The following is a 16,416-nucleotide window of genomic DNA, read 5'->3' as shown; positions in this document are numbered from 1 at the left end:
CGGTCGCCCCGCCGCGCCGCGTGGGCGGTTCGGCGGGGCGGGAGTTCCGGTCGGCGGGTGCGCGCGGGGTCAGTGGGTCAGCACTTCCACCGCCTTGTCGGTGGCCGGGTCGCGACCGGCCGAGATGTCCTCGGGGGTGGTCGGTATCCGGTGGTCCGCCGGCACGCCGATGCCAGAAATGATCTCGCGGTTGCCGCCCAGGATGTGGGTGGACGGCATGCCGATGACGGTGTTGTTGTCGTCGAGCAGATAGCCGTGCGCGTCCCCGGACGCCATGCCTCCCGTGCGGTCGCCGACGAGCGTGCCGATGCCGAAGTCCTTGACGGCGGCGGCGAACGCATCGCCCGCGGAAACGGTTTGGCCGTCCGTGAGCGCGACGAGCGGCAGATTCAGCAGCGGCACCGTGTCGTCGGTTCGGTGGATGGGTTTGCAATGGTCCTTGACATCGCAGCTGTGGCCCCACACCTTGCCGTGTACGAACGCGCCCAGCAGCGTGCCGACTTCCGCCGGATCGCCGCCATGGTTGCCGCGCAGGTCGAGGATCACCCCGTTCACCGAGCCGGCCCGGCGGAAGTCGGCGATGGCCTGGAGAACCCGTCCGGCGATGCCGGGGGAGAACCCGGCCATCCGGACCTTGACGATGCCGCCCGGGAGCAGCGTCGCCTCCGGCCCGCCGCCCGGCCCCGGCCCACCTCCCGGTGCGGGGCCACCTCCGGGCGCGGGACCGCCCCCGGGTGCCGGATCACCTCCGGTGGCGGGGCCTCCGCCGGGTGCCGGGCCGCCCCCGGGGCCGAGCTGCGTCGGTGTCATCTCCACCGTCCGGGTCCCGCCGTCGGCCGGCCGCCGAACGGTCAGTCGCACCGGATCGGTCTGCGTGCGCAGTGGATACAACAGCGCGAAGATGCCGCCGTTGAGGACCCCGTTCGAGAACGCCGGTACGCCGTCGACCGCCACGACGAGATCGCCCGGCCTGAGCCCGGCCAGCGCCGCCGGCGTTCCCGGGGTGACATCGTCCAGGTACACGGGCTCGGTGACGCCTTCGGTGGCGGTCGGGTTGTGCCCGCCGACCGGGAAGGTGCGGAACCCGAACCCGAACGACGCCTCCGATCCCCCGGGCGGCGCGAACAGCGTGCCGACGGCGGCATGATCGTCGTGCAACGCCGCGACCATGCCGCGCACCGAAGCGGTGAACAGCGCCTGGCGCAGCTCGGCGTCGTCCGCGAGAGTGTCCAGGATCTCCTGGTACCGTCCGGCGAACGCCCGCCAGTCCCGGGAGCGTTGACCCGTCAACGCGGGCAGGACGGCATTCGCCCGATCCGAACCGCGCCGCCGCAGCTCCTTGGTGAATGCGCCGAACGCGCCGACCAGCAGGGTCCGCGAGTCCAGGATCGGTCCGCTGTAGGAGTTGTCGAAAATGCAGTGGTACGCCTGCTCCAGGGTGGTGAGGCCGGCCGCCCGGGGTGTCGGCGGGTGCTCCGGCGGCTTGTTGTCGTCCAGCTGCACGCACGCGGGCGGCCTGTCGCGGTTCTTGCTCGCGCCACCGTCGGACGCGTTCGCACCGGCGACCCCGATATTCACGGCCAGAGCCGCCGCGACGACCACTACGGTCCCCGCGCCGATCCTGCGGGACGCCGTGCCCGGTCGCCCGGTGCGGCGCGAGTGAGCACGCCGATCGCGGCCCGGCGCGACAGCCCCGGTGGTCGGTTTTTCCTCGGACATCCGTACTCCCGTTCAGACGATTCACGAGTGGGTGGAGGCGACGCGCCGAACCGGCGGGCCACGGCCACCAGTTCTACGGACGCACCGGTTGCTGGGCCGTGGCGCGCGCTGTCACCTCCGTGCAACCCGCGGCCGGGCATCATGGGCGGTGTCGACCTCATCCGCGAAGGGACCAGCGTGCGCGTGCTCGTGATCGACGACGACGAGGAACTTGCCGAGACGATCGCGCTCGGGTTGCGGCGCGAACGCATGGCGGTCGACGTGGCCTTCGACGGCGCCGCCGGACTGGAACGTGCGCTGGTCACGACCTACGACGTGATCGTCCTCGACCGGGATCTGCCGCTTCTGCACGGCGACGACGTGTGCGCGGCCCTGATCGCGGCCGAACGCGGCAGCCGGGTCCTGATGCTGACCGCCGCCGGCTCGACCGAGGACCTGGTCGACGGCCTCGGCCGGGGCGCCGACGACTACCTCGGCAAACCCTTCGCCTTCGCCGAACTCATCGCCCGCATCCGGGCGTTGCTGCGCCGCGCCCACCCGGCGGTGCCACCGGTGCTGGTCGGCGGCGGGATCGTCCTCGACCCGGCCCGCCGACACGCGTCGCGCGGCGGGCGCAGCCTCGACCTGGGTCCGAAGGAGTTCGCGGTCCTGGAACTGTTGTTGGCCGCGCGGGGCCGGGTGGTGTCCGCCGAGGAACTGCTCGAACGCGTCTGGGACGAAGCCGCCGATCCGTTCACCACCGCCGTCAAGGTCACCGTCAGCCGGCTGCGCCGCAAACTCGGCGAGCCGCGGATCATCCACACGGTCGCGCAGGCGGGCTACCGGGTCCGGGAGGATCCGTCGTGACCCGCCCGGCGTCGCCGACACGCCGCCGGCAATCGGTGCGACTGCGGCTGACCGTCCTGTACGGGACACTCTTCCTGGTCTCCGGGATCGCCCTCCTGGCCATCACCTACCTGCTCGTGGCGCACGAATCCGGCCAAGCGCCGTTCTCCGAACGCACCGTGCGCGGCGGAGACCACGCATCGCCCGCCGCCGGCCCGCCCCCGGCCGAGGGTGGGCTGCAACAGCGGGTCGACGCGCGCTCCACCGACCTGCTGCACGAACTCCTCACCCAGTCCGGCATCGCGGTGGCGATCATGACCGTGGTGTCGGTCGGACTCGGCTGGTTCACGGCCGGTCGCGTGCTGCGTCCGCTGCGCACCATCATCGTCACCACGCGCGACATCTCGGCCGGCAGCCTGGATCGCCGCCTCGCGCTCCGCGGCCCCGACGACGAGCTCAAGGAACTCGGCGACACCATCGACGACTTGCTGTCCCGGCTCGAAGCCGCGTTCAACGCACAGCGCTCCTTCGCCGCCAACGCCTCGCACGAGCTGCGCACGCCGCTGACCCGAGCCCGCACCCTCGTCGAAGTCGGCCTCGCCGACCCACAACCGACCGTCGAATCACTGCGCCGAGTGTGCGAGCGCGTCCTGATCGCCGGTCGCCACCAGGAACGCCTGATCGAAGCGCTCCTGACCCTCGCGCGCGGCGAACGGGGCGTCGAACGCCGGGACCGCCTCCGACTCGACCGCATCACCCGCGACGCGCTTCGCAGCGCCGCGGCCCCCGACGAGGAGGCCACGCCGACCCCGCGCCCCCGCATCCGCTCCCGGGTCGAGGTGGCGCCCATGTGGGGAGACGTTCGCCTGGTCGAACGGCTCGTGGCAAACCTGGTGGACAACGCCGTACGGCACAATGTGCCCGGCGGCAGCATCGAGGTGGCGACGTCGAGCACGCCCGCCGGCGGCGCGACGCTGACCGTGGCCAACACCGGCCCGATCATCCGTCCCGACGAGATCCCCGGCCTCCTGCGGCCGTTCCGGCGCCTCGGCCGCGACCGCACCGCCGCCCGCGACGGGCACGGCCTGGGCCTGGCCATCGTGCACGCCGTCGTGACCTGCCACGGCGCCGAACTCGCCGTGACCCCTCGCCCCGACGGCGGCCTCACGGTGACCGTGACATTCCCACCGGATCGTCCCGTCCCCCATGCGACGACCGAGAGCCCGGCCGGGCGGGGCATCCCGGTGGTCTGAGCGCGCATCCGGACGAGGGGGCGGCATCACGGCCGGTCGACGCATCGGGCGAACGGCAAGTGGAACAGGAGCACGCCGACGGGGCCGGAGCGACGGGGCGCTCCGGAGGAGCCCTGCCTGTCGGCGGGTGTCTTCCCAGTGGTGTCTTCCCAGGTGAGAGCCCATGCAGGTGGCTTGCGCCCGCCCTGCGGCGGCGGCTTCCCGGTCCCCGGGTACTTGTCGTATCCGACGGAAGGGGTACCGGAGTCCTGGGTCTTTCGGACGAGGCGCACGGTGCGGTGCATTGCCTAGCGTCGGAGTCATGAAATCCGATGATTTTCCCCCACCCCAAGGCGTCGAGACCCGGACGGCCGGGTACCGGCACGGGCCGGGGTCGCACCCGGTCCGGGGCCCGATGCCGGTCCTGTCGCCGTGGGATACGACCGCCACCGCGCCCACGTGGACCGCCACCCCCTTCGCGACGCCGACGACCGGCGCCACATCACGTGGTGACCCGGTGTCCGGGCTGGCGCGCTCCGCGTACACGTTGGGCAGCACCGTGCCGGGCGGTTCCGGGGCGGATCTCCGGGCGTTCGACACGATGGTCCGCGGTGCGGACGTGGTCGCGGTGGGCGCGGCCACGTACGGTTCGAGCGAGTTCTGCACCGTCAAGCATCGGCTGTTCCGGCACCTGGTCGAAGGCCAGGGGTTCCGGAGCTTCGTCTTCGGGGCTTCCTGGGATGCCGGCGTCCGCCTGGACGCGTGGGTACTGCGCGGCACCGGCCACCTGCGGACGATCATGGACGAGGAATTCCGGGCCGGCAGCGGCCAGTGGAACACCACCGAGACGCGGGACCTGTTCCGGTGGATGCGTACCTGGAACGTGCGCCACCCCGAAAGCCCGGTCCGGGTGGCCGGGAACGGTGCCGACCACGCCGACTCCGCGTTGCCCGGTCCCACCGACGAAGCCGCGCTGCGCCACCGCGACCGGGGGCCTGCCGACACCACCCTGTGGTGGCAGCGCCACACCGGCACCAAGGTCTTCCTGTCCGCGCACAACAGCCAGGTCGCCGCCGGCCCCGCGCTGCCCGACCGGCGGCCCGCGACCCTGGGCCGCCTCCTGCGCGAACACCTCGGCTCCCGCTACGTCAACGTCGGATTCACCTTCGGCCAGGGGTCGTTCAACGCCATCGACGCGAACGCCCCCGGCACGCCCTGGCGTCGGTTCGACGTCGGCCCGGCGATGGCGCACGGCAGCGAGGACGTCCTGGAGCGGGTCTCCCGGCGCGACTGGTACCTCGACACCCGCGCCGTGGCCGCCGGCACCGCCCGCAACTGGCTCGCCGCCGCCCGCCCCACCCGCAACATCGGCGCGTACCGGCCCTGTGGCGAATACGAGGACACCCGCCTGCTCCCGACCCACGACATCATCGTCCATCTGCACCACATCGGCCCGACCCACCGCCGCTGACCCCGCCCGTGAACGCGTCGGCGTGGTCGCGGGCGAAGTCCGCGATGCCGCGCGGCCGTCGGCCGGTGACGTCCTCGACGTCGGTGGTGGTGAAGTCTCCCCAGCCGGATGCATAGGCCCGTGCGTACTCGGTCAGCATTCCGACGATCCAGGCCGGCACGCCGAACCCGAGGAGACGCGCCTCGCGTTCGTCGTCCGCGGTCGGGACGTAGCGGACGGGTGCGCCGAGTACCCGCTCGAATTGTCGCGCCACGTCGGCGAAGCCGATCGACTGCGGCCCGGTGGGGGTGTAGATCCTCTCGTGGTGGTGGTTCGGGCCGTCGGTGAGTACCTTCGCGGCGAGTGCGGCGATGTCGCGTGCGTCGACCATGCCGAGGCGACCGTCCGCGGTGTTGAGCCGGAACGTGCCCTCGGTTGCGATGTCGTCGGCCTCGGCGAGCAGGTTCTGCATGAACCAGTGCGGGCGCAGGACGGTCCAGCCGAGTCCGGACCGTCGGACTTCGTGATCGGACAGCGCGTGCAGGCGTCCGCTGCGGGTGGGGGCATCGTGGGCCGCGCCGACCGCGGACAGGCGCACCACACGCTCGACGTTCGCCCGGCGAGCCGCCCAGACGGCGTTCATGTTGTTCTCGGCTGCCCGTGGGCCGTTGGGGACCACCAGCCAGAGGTCGTGGACGCCTTCGAAGGCCGGGGGCAGGGAGCGTGGTTCGTCGAGGTCGCCGATGCGGACGTCGATGCCGCGCGCCCGCAGCGGTTCCGCCTTCGACGGGTCGCGGATCAGTGCCCGCAGCCGGAACCCGCAGTCGTGGAGGGCCTCGATCAAAGCGCCGGACACGGTTCCGGTGGCTCCGGTGATCAGCAGGGTGCGGTCCAAGGTTCTGCGTCCTTCGTGAGGTGAGGGGTTGTCGTCGATCAGCGAACGTCGGTGCGCTTCCTGCGGATCAGCGCGCGTGCGGCGTCGGGGGTGAGCTGAGCGGCGGCGATCGACGCGAGGGCGAGGGCGAACCCGACACCCTGGAGCGGAGTGAGGGACTGATCCAGCACCAGCCAACCCAGGGCCGCGGCCACCGCCGGTGACAGCAGCGTGAGGAACGAGACGGCCGTGACCGGGAGTCGGCCCAGTCCCTGGAACCACAACGAGTGCGCAAGCGCCGTGGCGACGAGGGCCAGCCAGGCGTATCCGCCGAGCGCGGCGGCGTCCGGTGCCGGCGGCAGTCCCTCGACGGCGAGCGCGACGGGGACGAGCAACAGACCGCCCGCGGTGAGCTGCCAGCCCGCGAAGGCCGGCGCCCCGACGCCCGGCGGACGCCCCCAGCGCTTGGTCAGCACGAGCCCGAGTGCCATCGACGCGGCGCCGCCGAGGCCGGCCAGTATGCCGATCAGGTCGAACGAGACCTGACCGCGGAGCACGATCAGGCCGACCCCGACCACGCCGGCCAAGCCCCAGCCGAGTTGCCATCGAGTGGGGCGTACATCCAGCAGCACGAGGGCGATTCCGGCGACCAGGAGTGGCTGTACGGCGCTGAGCGTGCCCGCGACACCGCCGGGGAGCCGGTAGGCCGCGACGAACAGCAGGGCGAACAGCGCCCCGATGTTCAGCGCGCCCAGCACGGCCGAGCGCCACCACCAGTCCCCGCGCGGCAGCGTCCGGGAGATCAGGAGCAGGAGCAACCCCGCCGGAAGCGCTCGGATCACGCCCGCCCCCAGGGGAACGCCCGGAGGCAGGAATTCGGTGGTCACCAGGTAGGTGGTGCCCCAGGTCACCGGCGCCACGGCGGCAAGACCGGTGAACCCCCACATGTGCGCCGGGTTCCCGGCGGCGCCGGTGCCGGCGGCGGGGCCGGTGACCTCATGAGTCTGGGCCATCGCCCGTCCTTTCAACGTTGAACTGTTCAACGTTGGCCGACGGTAGTGCTCCTGTTAGCATCAGGTCAAACAGTTCAACGTTGAGGAGTGCCGTGCGGGACAACGTCGACTGGCGCCTGGACCAGTGGAGAGTCGAGCGACCGGACATCGACCCCGCGCCGATGGGTGTGGTCGGCCGGATCCAGCGCGCCTCGCGCATCCTGGACCGCGAACTGCACCACAACTTCGGCACCCACGGCCTGCAACTGTGGGAGTTCGACGTACTGGGCACGCTGCGCCGGGCCGGGCCCCCCTTCCGGCTGACCACGGGCGCTCTCGTCGAGGCGTCCATGGTCACGTCCGGGGCGATCACCAACCGCATCGACCGCCTGGTCGCCAGGGGACTGGTGACCCGCGAGACCGATTCCAGCAATCGACGCTGCGTCCTGGTCACGCTGACCGATCAGGGCCGCGAACTCGTAGACGAGATCCTCGTCGACCACGTCGACCGCGAGAAGGAACTCCTGACGCCGTTGAACCCCACCGAGCAGGAACAGTTGGCCGGGCTGCTGCGCAAACTCCTGATCGGCCTCGGCGACGGGGCATCCGACCGGACGTAGGCCCCCGTCGGGAGGTGGCGGCACGCGGATGAGATCCAGCCAACATCCGCGAACTCCTTTGCAACCCGGGACGATCCCGTGGCGTGTCCATCCCCGAACGGGAGCCCACGCGCTCCGACGTCCCATCGGTTCCGGAGTTGGAAGTTCATGCGTTCGTTTCGGCAATCCGCCCTCAAGACCGTGCTCGGCCTCTCCTGCGCCGCACTGATCTCCCTGACCACGGCGTGCAACGACGACGACTCGAAGGACAACGCCGCGGGCACGGCTCCCACCACCCCCGCGGCCGTACCCTCCACCCGGACGACACCCTCGGCGCCGGGCACGGCCGGCGCCGCGGGTGGATCGGCCGCCGTACCGCCTACCGGAGGCGCCAGGACGGGTACGTCCTCCGCTGTCGGCGGCGGCACGGGCGGCACCGGGGGCGGGGGCGGGAGCGCCCGGCAGTGCAAGGACGACGACCTGACCTATTCGGTCACCACCGAGAGCGTGGCGGGCGGCTACTTCCTGGTGAAGGCGACCGCGAACAGTGGCGTCACCTGCGTGCTGCCGGAGACGCACCCGGTCGTCACGTTCGGCTCCAAGGCGCAGGCCTCGCCCGCCGAACACTCGGTCGGCCCGAAGCTCACCCTGAGCGGCGGTTCGTCCGCCTACGCGGGGATCAACCCGAAGACGACGAACGACAACAACGAGATCCTGTTCGACTCCTTCCACATCGGCCTGACCGACGGCGGCACCGGGGTGAAGCTGACCCCGAGGGGTGGCGACACCGGCATCGACAAGCCGATCGTCACCAACTGGCACACCGACAAGGCCGAGGCCGCGCCGGGCGACGGCGGCGGCCACTGACCCGACTCGCGCCCGCGTCCCGCGACGCCCGGCGGCCCGCTCCGATACCCCGGAACGGGCTGCCGGGCTGCCGGGCCGCCGGATGCGGAGTCGGCGGATCGGCGTGATCAATGCGCGAGCGAGCGTCCCGGGTCGATCCTTCCGTGATCGAACGCACGACTTCTCGGCGGTCGACCACGTTGCCCCGGCCGGGGCCACCGGCGGCGGCCCATGCGCATCGGGGAATCCTGGTTCCTGATCCGCTCCAGCCGCGCGATCTCGTCCCGGTCGCCCCCTGAGCCGTACGGGCCGGTGAGCGGGACCGGATGGCGAAGCGGGTCGGACAACGCGACGAGGAAGGGCAACTCCTCGTCCCGGCTGTCGGGTTCCTCGAACTCCATGCTCCAGCCCCTCACCACCAGAACCGGCCCCGACTGCCGACACCGGCCGTAGTCGATCAGGCCGGACAGGTCTTCGATGGTGGGCACTCCCTTCGCGTCCGAGGGCAGACGCCCCCGGCGATATGCCTGCCGCTCGCGAGCGGAAGCGCCCTCGTACTCCGGCACCTTCACGCTCCAGTAGGCGTGAATCGCCTGCCACAGCACCGATTCGGGTGCGGTGACCAGGCCGTCGGTCCAGTGCCGGCCACCACCCACCTCGAAGTTCAGGAAGCCGCCGTCCCAACTGTTCGGCTTGATCTCGGCGATGCCACGGGCGCCGGAATCGTCGAACCCGAGCAGATGGTGCGGGACGTCGATGTAGAGGGCGAGGCCCTTGTCGACCGCGGCGCGCTCGAACGTGCGCCGCCCGACGGCGAGATGCCCTCCGTGCCGGTAGGCCAGGCTCGGACAGCCGGCCACCGCCTTTTCGTAGCCGGCGACCGTATCCGAACGCCCGGTCCGTTCGCCGTACAACTGAATGATCACGCGTGACTCCCCACCTCAGCGCGATAACCGACAGAAGTCAGCCAATCACTTTCAGCGAACGCCCCGCAGGTAGGTATTGCGCCAAGCTCCGTGCTTCACCAGGTGATTCGGCTACACATGGCCGGATGTCGATCCATCGATCGGGCCCGGGCCCGCCCGAACACCCGCCGCCCGGAGGCGGGTGCGGAGTGCTCCGCTGCCCCGGGAGGACGTGGTGCCGAGGCCGGCTTCGGGTCAACTCGGGCGAGTGGTACGGGTGTTGCCGGCATCGGTCATTCGATGCCCTGGTCGCGCAGGCCGCATTCGAACTCCTGGAGGCGTTGCGGCGGCGGTTCGGTCGCCGAAGCGGCGTCCACGGCGGGGTCGGAGTCGCGGGTCGTCGAACTCGGCCGGGGCCAGCCGTCGAGCGCGTAGAGGATGTCGAAGTCGCAGAGGTCCATCCAGCCGATGGGGTGGCCGGGGTCGTGTTCGGCGTCGCCGAGCAGGACGGCCGCGGTGCCTTCGTGCGGGCGCAGGTCGACGGCATGGCGCACGGCAAGCACCCGGACCAGACCCGGAGAGAAGTCCGCCGTGGGTGTGAAGTCCCCGCGTAGGCGCCAGGTTTGCCCGGTCTCGGCGATCAGCCAGGGCGAACGGTCGGCGAGCCGCTCGCACGCCACGCGTGTGGCGGCCGCACGGCTGAGGAGGTCGTCGGTCATGAAGGCGTCGATCCACGCGTTGACGAGGGCCCCGGCGGCCCGGCCGCCGAGGATCTGGTCGATGTGCTTGTCGTCGGGGTTCACGGAACTCTCCTGGGTCGAGGGCCTTCGGGGAAGGCGCGGTGCGGATGGTGGTCGCGTGCGGGTGGGCGGCGGATCCGAGTCTCGACGGCCGGTTCGCCGGTGTGCCATAAGTCGGTGTGAATCGATACGAATCCGTACGGTTGTGCGAGTTGTGAGAGTCTGGGCGGATTGTGCGGGACTGTGCGGATTGTGCGTGAATTCCATGAACATTGCGGCCGACGGCGTCCGTTCGTCCGCCGACCGGCACCCGAACCGGCACAACACGAAGGACGACGAGACCCATACCGGCGAGGAATGTGATCCTGACGACGGCACAACACAGTGGGGCGATGGCCGCCTCGTGCGGGTTGCGGTCCGGGGTGTGCGTGGGCGCCGGGCATAGTCGGCCGCTCTTGACCAAATACGACTCCCGGATCCGTCCGGTTGCCTGTGCGGCGCTTCTTTTTCCCCGGGATCTGCTCGCGGCCGCGCTCGGCGTTCGGCCATGCGCGAGAGCCTGGCATCGGTCGCGGCAAGATCGGTAGCGGCGCACCGACGGCGCACACGAGCCTCCCGCAGCAATCGGGGAGCGCACCGGGGGAGGCGCCGACCCGGGTGGGCTTCGACCCGAATGAAAAAGGTTCCATCCGGTAACCGAAAGGTTCGATCCTGCTACTCTTCGGCGCAGAATACGGAAGAGTTCCGGGGGAGGATTCCGATGGTCGAGGCAATGTCCGCGGACGGCAATAGCGAGACGGTGACACTTGGTCCCGGTTGTTTCTGGTCCTTTGATGCGGTGGCGCGTCGGACCCCCGGGATCGCCTCGAGCGTCGCGGGATACGCCGGGGATAGCGGTCCGCCGCCCGACTACGAGGCGTACGTACGCCACGGGCTCAACCCGCAGAAATTCGTCGAGGCGGTACAGCTGACATTCCGGCCGGACGAGATCTCCTTCGAAGAAGTATTGATCTTCTTCTTCCGGAGTCATGATCCGACCACGCCGAACCAGAGCGGCGCCGACCACGGCTCCATCTACCACTCGACGATCTTCTATGCCGACGAGGAACAACGGGCGCGTTCCGAGAAAGTCATGGATTCGGTACGGCGGCAACTCGGCCGGGATATCGTGACCGATCTGCGGCCGTACGGGCAGTTCATCGAGGCGGAATCCGACCAGCAGGACTTCTACAACAGGCACCGTTTCGAGCCGTACTGCCGCGCGGTCATCGAACCGAAACTGCGCACGCTGGGGCTCGAAACCGACTGAGCCCGAACCGGCCGCCGCGGCCGAGGATGCCGGCGCCGGCCCGGTCCCGATCGCCGGGTCGGTCGCCGGTCGAGGCCCTTGCGACGTCTTGCCGCACCTCAGTACAATGTCACATCCTACAAAGGAGTCGTCATGTCTACGAGGACGTCGAGATGAGCCCCGAACCCGTGATCATCGACACCGTCGACTACCACACCGCAGGCGAACCCTTCCGGATCGTCTCCCGCGGGCTGCCCGTCATCGCCGGCGACACCGTCGCCGAACGCCGCGCGATCGCCCTCGGCACGGGCGGTACCGCCACCGCCCCGCGTCCGGGTCCGCTCGACGACATCCGACGGCTGCTCACCCACGAACCGCGCGGACACAGCGGCATGTACGGGGGCTTCGTCGTACCCGCGGACGACAACGAGGCACACCTGGGAGTGCTCTTCTGGCACAAGGACGGCTACTCCACCGCCTGTGGCCACGGCACCATCGCACTCGGCGCGTGGGCCGTGGACTCGGGGCTGGTCGCGGCGCCCGCGGACGGTCCGGCACGGGTGTACATCGACGTGCCCTCCGGTCGGGTCACCGCCATCGTGCACCGTCGCACCGGCCGCACCACCTCGGTGACCTTCCGCAACGTGCCCACGGCCGTCGCCGCCAGAAAGATCCCGGTGGCCACCTCCCGCGGCGTCGTGCACGTCGACCTCGCCCACTCCGGCGCGTGCTACGCCTCCGTCTCCGCGACCTCGCTCGGCCTCGTCGTCAGCCCGGACCGCCTTCCCGAAATCACCGCGATCGGCCGGGAGATCCGCGCCGCCCTCGCGGACGAACCCGCCACCCGGCACCCCGACGACCCGCGACTCTCCGGCGTCTACGGCGTGATCCTGTACGAGGATCTCCCCGCCGGCCCGGCAGGTCCCCACCAGCGCAACGTCACCGTGTTCGCGGACGGACAGATCGACCGATCCCCCTGCGGCTCGGGAACCTCCGCCCGCCTCGCCCTGCTGGCGGACAGCGGACTGATCGGACCGAACGACGAACTGCGCCACGAATCCATCATCGGCACGGTCTTCACCGGCCGGGTCGTCGCAACCCACTCCGGCGGGGTGATCACCGAGGTCACCGGCACGGCCCATCGCACCGGCGAACACCGCTTCATCCTCGATGTCGAGGACACCCTCGGAACGGGGTTCCTCCTGTGATGGCGGAGCAACTCCCCACGATCGCGGTCGCGTTGACGCCGATCGAGGCCGTCGGGGCGATCGAGCGGACGCTGCTCGCGGGGCTGGATCCCGAAGCTGCCCCACCCCGGTCGAGCGTCGCCGTGCCCGCCGGCGAACTGCTGCTGATGCCCGCGGCCGGAGAGTCGCACGTGGGCGTCAAGATCGCCGGAGTGGCCGCCGGCAACCCGGCCAGGGGCCTGCCCCGGATCACCGGCAGCTACCTGCTGCTGGACGGACCCACACTCCGGCCGCTGGCCCTGTTCGACGGCGCCGCACTCACCGCCGTGCGTACCCCGGCCGTCACCGCGGTCGCCATGCGTCGCCTCGCCGTTCCGGACGCCGCGCACCTGGTGCTGTTCGGCACCGGACCGCAGGCGTACGGGCACCTGGCCGCGATGCTCGCCATCCGTCCGCTGACCCGGCTCACCGTGGTCGCCCGCAGCCCCGCCCCGGCCCGGGCGCTGGTCGAGCACGCCCGCTCCCTCGGCCTCGCGGCGACGACCGGGACGGCGGACGCCGTGACCGACGCCGACCTCGTGGTGTGCGCCACCACGGCCCGCACCCCGCTGTTCGACGGCACCCTGGTGCCCGCCCACGCGGCCGTGGCGGCGGTCGGCTCGCACGAACCGACCGCGCGGGAAGTGGACACCGCGCTGGTACGTCGCTCCGCCGTGTACGTCGAGGCCCGCACCGCGGCAGCCCGGGAGGCCGGCGACCTGCTCGTCGCCGGGTGGGACGAGATCTTCGAGAAGGGCTCCGGGCCGACCAACCTCGCGGAACTGGTGCGGGGGAGCGCGGCCGTTCCCGCCGACCGACCCCGCCTGTTCAAGAGCGTGGGCATGTCCTGGCAGGACCTGGCCGTCGCGGTCGAGCTCCACCGCCGCACCGAGGTCGACACCGATTCGCCGACGACTCCGGCGCGGCGCTTGTCGATGCCGGGCCGCGCCGATTCGGTTGCTCCGGCCGGCCACTGAACGCGCGGTGTCCGTGCGGGGCGGCCTTCTCAGCGGCCAGGTGCGTCCGCGTCGCAAGCGGGTTGCCCTGCGGCGGACCCGGGCCCGGACTCGGCCCCGGACTCGGGCCCGAGTCCGGGGCCGGGAGTGCCGGGGGGCGGTGTCGGCCCGTGGACCGCCGGCGGCGCGGCCGGCTGCGGAACGACGGTTGCCGGTGCCGAAGGCCCCGGGGCGGCGCCGAAGTTGCGGGCCCGGTCGGTGTACGTGGCGATGGCCTGCCACAGGTCGCGACGGTCGACGTCGGGCCAGCGGGTGTCGGTGAAGTGCAGCTCGGCGTACGCGGCGTGCCAGGGCAGCATGTTCGAGGTGCGTTGTTCGCCGCCGGTGCGCCACAGCAGGTCGACGTCCGGCAGGTCGGGCAGGGCCAGGTGGGCGGCGAACGTGCGCTCGGAGATGTGTGCCGGGTCGATCCGGCCCGCGGCGGCGGCTCGGGCCAAGGAGGCGGCGGCCCGGGTGAGTTCGATCCGGCCGCCGTAGTTGATGCACAGGGTCAGGGTCAGGCCGGTGCGTTTGCCGGTGACGTGTTCCAGGCGGACCAGCTTCTCCAGGATGTCCTGGGGCAGCCCTTCGGCGGAACCGGCCCAGCGGGCGCGGATGTCGTGGTCGAGGACGGTCTCCTCGACCATGTTGTCGCGCACGAGCGCGAGCAGGCCGTCGATCTCCTCGGGTCGGCGGCGCCAGTTCTCCGTGGAGAAGGCGTAGAGGGTCAGGTGGCGCAGGCCGACTTCCAAGGCGCCGTGAACGACGTCCCGCATCGATTCCCCGCCCGCGCGGTGGCCCTCGGTGCGGGGGAGGCCCCGGTCGGTGGCCCAGCGGCCGTTCCCGTCCATCACGACGGCCACGTGCCCCGGGAGCCGGTGCGCGGGCCAGGCCGGCGGGCGGGCGCCGGAGGGATGCGGACGGGCGGGTGCGGGAGTGTCCGAGCGGGGGGTCGGCAGCAGGCCGGCCAGGGTCGGCGGACGCGCGGTCGTGCCGTCGCGTCCGGACCGGGCGGGGGAGATCGGGGTGAGGAAGGTCCACGCGACGTGGGCCTTCAGCCGGGCGGGGATGAAGATGCGCCAGGTCGCCAGGCGGGGCAGGCGGGGCCTGCGGCGCAGCAGGTCGGCCCCGGCGCGCTCGACGCGGTCCAGCCGCAGCCGGCCGATGTCGGACACCGCGCGGGCCACCACCGCGAGCGCGGGCGGCAGTTCGCGGAACAGGTCGGGCTGGGCGAGCCCGCGCCGGGCCCGTGCGGCCAGCCGGCCGATCAGGGCCTCGACGGGTGCAACCGGTGCGCCGCTCGGGTGGCCGCTCCGGGTCGCGTCCCGGGCGGCGCTCGTGAGATCCGCTGCGGTGAGGGCATGTTCGTCGAGCACCTCCAGGGGCAGCGTGATCCGGCGCTGGGCGAGATCCTCGGCGAGGTCTTCGAGGTTGTCGATGATGCCGAGCGCGTCCACCCACTGCCGGGCGGCCTCCAGGTAGCGCAGCCGCAGCGGCAGATACAGGCCCGCGGCGGCCAACAGCGCCGCGCCCTGGGCGAAGAAGGAGGTGTTGACGGCCTGGGAATAGGCGCTCCACGCCTGCCAGGTGGGGTGGGTACGGCCGTCGATGTCCGCGCGGGTCGCGGCGAAGGCCGCGGAGAGGCCGTCGGTCGGCAGGTCCCACGTGCGCATCGTGTGTACCAGGGCCCGGCGTACCGGGTCGGTGCCGGCGCCGTTTCGCAGGTCGTCGTGGAACGCGGTGGTCCAGGCGTCGAACAGTGCCTTCCGGCCGCCGGGATCACCCGTGTCGGCGATGTCGTCCATCACCCGGCCGGCCGCGTAGATCGCCCACAGCGCCGGCCGTAACGCCGGTGGCATCAGCTGCGCCGTTCGGTACTCCGTACCACCCGCCCTGCGGACCGCCGTGCGGCACGCCTCGTAGGCTTCGACCAGATGCGGGTCGTCGATCGCGGCCGCGCGGTAGACGGAGCGGGGACGCGGCATGGGACTCCTCGGCCGGACGTGACGGGATCCACCGGGCGGCGGGCATCGTGGTGCGGGACGGCACACTCCTCGGGGGAGACCGCGCGGATCCCACCCGGTACCGGGCAACGCCCATGCCACGACGCGGCGTTGGCGCATGGCCCGGACACGGGAAGAGACAACCGGCCGGCGGCGCGCGGTGTCACGCGAATGGCTCAAAAATGCCTCGTAGGAGTGATGCGGAGGGGGCCGAACGGGTGACGGTCGTGCGTGGGAGGCTCCCGCCGACGGCGCACATGCGTCGGGGACGTGCTTCCTCGCCCGGGCCGGTTCGGGATCTCCGGGGTGTGGACGGGACGCACTCTGTGCGGCGGCGCGGACCGCCTCGCCCGGCGCGGGCGTTCGCCGGGCGAGGCGGTCCGGATGTACGTCGGCCGCCCGCGGGTGGTCGGTCAGAAGGGTCGACCACCCGCTCGCGGCGTTTCGCGTCCGTTGATTCGGATGACGTGGTAGCCGCTCGCGGTGACCACGAACGGGTGTGCGACCGTGGCGGGCTCGGTGCTCAGGCGCAGGGCGCCTTCGGTGCCGACGTCCAGGACCGGGCCGTTGTCGATGATGGCGCTCCAGGTGCGGGGCAGGATTTCGCCGTCGATGGGCCAGTCGAAGAGGTCGAGTGCGACCTCGACCTCGGTGTCGTGGCCGGGGATCGTGAGGTGTCCCTTGGCGTGGTGGATCTCCATCGTCCGAGTCTGCGTCGCTCC

General features: G+C 71.7%; 15 protein-coding genes. 8 read left to right on the top strand and 7 right to left on the bottom strand.

The genetic code is table 11. The features are described from left to right. Nucleotides 1-69: 69 nt before the first annotated feature. Nucleotides 70-1,578, bottom strand: coding sequence for a S41 family peptidase (locus ACFZBU_RS12685; RefSeq protein ID WP_391583513.1), 1,509 nt, complete (start codon nucleotides 1,576-1,578; stop codon nucleotides 70-72). A 318-nt stretch (nucleotides 1,579-1,896) separates the two neighbouring features. Between ACFZBU_RS12685 and ACFZBU_RS12680 the strand changes: the two genes are divergently transcribed. From ACFZBU_RS12680 to ACFZBU_RS12670, 3 genes are all read left to right on the top strand, one after another. Next, the gene (locus tag ACFZBU_RS12680; RefSeq protein ID WP_391583512.1) at nucleotides 1,897-2,565 is read left to right on the top strand and encodes a response regulator transcription factor; all 669 of its coding nucleotides are present in this window, start codon (nucleotides 1,897-1,899) and stop codon (nucleotides 2,563-2,565) included. Beyond that, nucleotides 2,562-3,797: a sensor histidine kinase gene (locus tag ACFZBU_RS12675; protein WP_391583511.1), complete on the top strand. Its 1,236-nt coding sequence runs from the start codon at nucleotides 2,562-2,564 to the stop codon at nucleotides 3,795-3,797. Before ACFZBU_RS12680 ends, ACFZBU_RS12675 begins: the two co-directional genes overlap by 4 nt. Before the next feature lie 301 nt (nucleotides 3,798-4,098). Beyond that, nucleotides 4,099-5,247: an erythromycin esterase family protein gene (locus tag ACFZBU_RS12670; protein WP_391583510.1), complete on the top strand. Its 1,149-nt coding sequence runs from the start codon at nucleotides 4,099-4,101 to the stop codon at nucleotides 5,245-5,247. Here ACFZBU_RS12670 and ACFZBU_RS12665 read toward each other — a convergent pair. Together ACFZBU_RS12665 and ACFZBU_RS12660 are read right to left on the bottom strand one after the other, a co-directional pair. Beyond that, entirely contained in the window at nucleotides 5,204-6,121 is a 918-nt protein-coding gene (locus ACFZBU_RS12665) for an SDR family oxidoreductase (RefSeq protein ID WP_391583509.1), read from the bottom strand. The genes ACFZBU_RS12670 and ACFZBU_RS12665 overlap by 44 nt on opposite strands. Nucleotides 6,122-6,159: 38 nt before the next feature. Beyond that, nucleotides 6,160-7,113 carry an EamA family transporter gene (locus tag ACFZBU_RS12660; protein ID WP_391583508.1) on the bottom strand — a complete coding sequence of 318 codons (954 nt, stop codon included), beginning with the start codon at nucleotides 7,111-7,113 and terminating at the stop codon, nucleotides 6,160-6,162. A 92-nt stretch (nucleotides 7,114-7,205) separates the two neighbouring features. On the opposite strand from ACFZBU_RS12660, the gene ACFZBU_RS12655 reads away from it, so the two are divergent. Both ACFZBU_RS12655 and ACFZBU_RS12650 read left to right on the top strand, forming a co-directional pair. Then, nucleotides 7,206-7,712 (top strand): MarR family winged helix-turn-helix transcriptional regulator, encoded by a 507-nt coding sequence (locus ACFZBU_RS12655; protein ID WP_391583507.1) that lies wholly within the window; start codon nucleotides 7,206-7,208, stop codon nucleotides 7,710-7,712. 147 nt (nucleotides 7,713-7,859) lie between these two features. Then, a complete protein-coding gene (locus ACFZBU_RS12650) occupies nucleotides 7,860-8,558 on the top strand; it encodes a hypothetical protein (RefSeq protein WP_391583506.1) in 699 nt (232 codons plus the stop codon). A gap of 107 nt (nucleotides 8,559-8,665) precedes the next feature. On the opposite strand, the gene ACFZBU_RS12645 is transcribed toward ACFZBU_RS12650, so the two are convergent. After that, nucleotides 8,666-9,463, bottom strand: a complete 798-nt coding sequence (locus ACFZBU_RS12645) for a hypothetical protein (RefSeq protein ID WP_391583505.1) — start codon at nucleotides 9,461-9,463, stop codon at nucleotides 8,666-8,668. Nucleotides 9,464-9,735: 272 nt separating this feature from the next. Beyond that, complete coding sequence (locus ACFZBU_RS12640; RefSeq protein ID WP_391583504.1) at nucleotides 9,736-10,245, bottom strand: hypothetical protein; 510 nt, start codon at nucleotides 10,243-10,245, stop codon at nucleotides 9,736-9,738. 697 nt (nucleotides 10,246-10,942) lie between these two features. On the opposite strand from ACFZBU_RS12640, the gene msrA reads away from it, so the two are divergent. The 3 genes from msrA (at nucleotide 10,943) to ACFZBU_RS12625 (ending at nucleotide 13,673) form a co-directional block, all read left to right on the top strand. Beyond that, a complete protein-coding gene (gene msrA / locus ACFZBU_RS12635) occupies nucleotides 10,943-11,491 on the top strand; it encodes a peptide-methionine (S)-S-oxide reductase MsrA (RefSeq protein ID WP_391583503.1) in 549 nt (182 codons plus the stop codon). A gap of 152 nt (nucleotides 11,492-11,643) precedes the next feature. Next, entirely contained in the window at nucleotides 11,644-12,678 is a 1,035-nt protein-coding gene (locus ACFZBU_RS12630) for a proline racemase family protein (protein ID WP_391583502.1), read from the top strand. Then, nucleotides 12,678-13,673 carry an ornithine cyclodeaminase family protein gene (locus tag ACFZBU_RS12625; protein ID WP_391583501.1) on the top strand — a complete coding sequence of 332 codons (996 nt, stop codon included), beginning with the start codon at nucleotides 12,678-12,680 and terminating at the stop codon, nucleotides 13,671-13,673. Before ACFZBU_RS12630 ends, ACFZBU_RS12625 begins: the two co-directional genes overlap by 1 nt. A gap of 29 nt (nucleotides 13,674-13,702) precedes the next feature. Here ACFZBU_RS12625 and uppS read toward each other — a convergent pair whose 3' ends face one another. After that, nucleotides 13,703-15,676 (bottom strand): polyprenyl diphosphate synthase, encoded by a 1,974-nt coding sequence (uppS, locus tag ACFZBU_RS12620; protein WP_391583500.1) that lies wholly within the window; start codon nucleotides 15,674-15,676, stop codon nucleotides 13,703-13,705. A 431-nt stretch (nucleotides 15,677-16,107) separates the two neighbouring features. Next, a complete protein-coding gene (locus tag ACFZBU_RS12615; protein WP_391583499.1) occupies nucleotides 16,108-16,395 on the bottom strand; it encodes a hypothetical protein in 288 nt (95 codons plus the stop codon). Nucleotides 16,396-16,416 lie beyond the last annotated feature (21 nt).

This window comes from Embleya sp. NPDC008237 (genome assembly GCF_042956465.1).
Taxonomy (GTDB): domain Bacteria; phylum Actinomycetota; class Actinomycetes; order Streptomycetales; family Streptomycetaceae; genus Embleya.
This window is presented reverse-complemented; position numbering and strand designations above follow the sequence as displayed.

What these genes read in the sequence shown, in the direction of transcription:
- msrA (WP_391583503.1), top strand. Translation starts at nt 10,943, where the DNA reads ATGGTCGAGGCAATGTCCGCGGACGGCAATAGCGAGACGGTGACACTT.
- ACFZBU_RS12650 (WP_391583506.1), top strand. Translation starts at nt 7,860, where the DNA reads ATGCGTTCGTTTCGGCAATCCGCCCTCAAGACCGTGCTCGGCCTCTCC.
- uppS (WP_391583500.1), bottom strand. Translation starts at nt 15,676, where the DNA reads ATGCCGCGTCCCCGCTCCGTCTACCGCGCGGCCGCGATCGACGACCCG.
- ACFZBU_RS12670 (WP_391583510.1), top strand. Translation starts at nt 4,099, where the DNA reads ATGAAATCCGATGATTTTCCCCCACCCCAAGGCGTCGAGACCCGGACG.
- ACFZBU_RS12625 (WP_391583501.1), top strand. Translation starts at nt 12,678, where the DNA reads ATGGCGGAGCAACTCCCCACGATCGCGGTCGCGTTGACGCCGATCGAG.
- ACFZBU_RS12615 (WP_391583499.1), bottom strand. Translation starts at nt 16,395, where the DNA reads ATGGAGATCCACCACGCCAAGGGACACCTCACGATCCCCGGCCACGAC.
- ACFZBU_RS12660 (WP_391583508.1), bottom strand. Translation starts at nt 7,113, where the DNA reads ATGGCCCAGACTCATGAGGTCACCGGCCCCGCCGCCGGCACCGGCGCC.
- ACFZBU_RS12630 (WP_391583502.1), top strand. Translation starts at nt 11,644, where the DNA reads ATGAGCCCCGAACCCGTGATCATCGACACCGTCGACTACCACACCGCA.